Genomic DNA, 926 nt, shown 5'->3' on the forward strand with positions numbered 1-926 from the left:
TACTATACAGCCCTAGGGAATGGATAAAGATTCTAACAAAGCATTTCAACAATATATACTTGTTAAAAATCCATATCGAAATGCCGTTGCAGCATTAATATATGCCTCATTCATAAAATGTAAAAGAGCAAGCTCGTACCAGTAGGGGGGAAATTCATTGACATGTCCTGTCAATACGTACAGAGCCCTGCCATGCTTGCCAGCACGTAACAATTCCGCCCCCAGTAACCAGCGTGTTCCCTGATTATTCTCAGGGTTATATGTTAGTATTTTATCAATGAGTATAACGGCATCCTGATGACGCTGTAAATGAACATTCGCCAGAATTGCAGCATAAAGAGCGCAAATGCATATGCCAGATGAGCGTGAATATCAATGATGTCAGGAGCATGTCAGGCAAGACGCCTGAGTTTGTTGACGTAATTTGTTTCGTTTATTTCATCACTATCGTATGCGTCAAGAGTTTTTTCAAACTCATCCCGAAATGGGCCAAGCCTGGTTTCAGGAAATAAGAAATACCCTTGGTTATTGTTCACTTAAAAGTATAATTTGTAATTCAAATCCTGAGCCTGTAAAGCGGGGAGTAACATATTCTATTCTGAAGAGAATAAAAGTCGTGATGCGATGTATCAAGCCCGGATTGTAATCCCAGATTAACATAGATCACAAAACAACTTATTCTTCACTAACGTCAAGATAAATATCGTTGTATGCCTTATCACGACTACGAATACCAGCAAGATACAACTGACATACGGAAAGATACCACGTTTTTTACTCCCGAAAATAACGCTAAAAAGCTACTTCCCCATCGTTTGTCCTTAGTATTGCCAGCGCCAACAATGTGGGCTGACATGATAAAGCTGTCTAGGGAAGGTGCGAATAAGCAGGTCATTTCTTCCCAAGCTGACTCGCTGATTAAAATT

1 protein-coding gene and 1 pseudogene are annotated in these 926 nt (G+C 40.0%); one reads left to right on the forward strand and one right to left on the reverse strand.

The annotated features are described in order from the left end of the window. Positions 1–35 precede the first annotated feature (35 nt). Positions 36–536 (reverse strand): annotated as a pseudogene (locus tag HEN33_RS26640) (tetratricopeptide repeat protein); the annotation flags it as partial. A 174-nt stretch (positions 537–710) separates the two neighbouring features. Here HEN33_RS26640 and HEN33_RS26220 point away from each other — a divergent pair. After that, positions 711–926: hypothetical protein (locus HEN33_RS26220; protein WP_207108976.1), on the forward strand; the 216-nt coding region annotated here is incomplete at its 3' end.

It is taken from the genome of Escherichia sp. 94.0001, from assembly GCF_013369155.2.
Taxonomy (GTDB): Bacteria; Pseudomonadota; Gammaproteobacteria; order Enterobacterales; family Enterobacteriaceae; genus Escherichia; species Escherichia coli_F.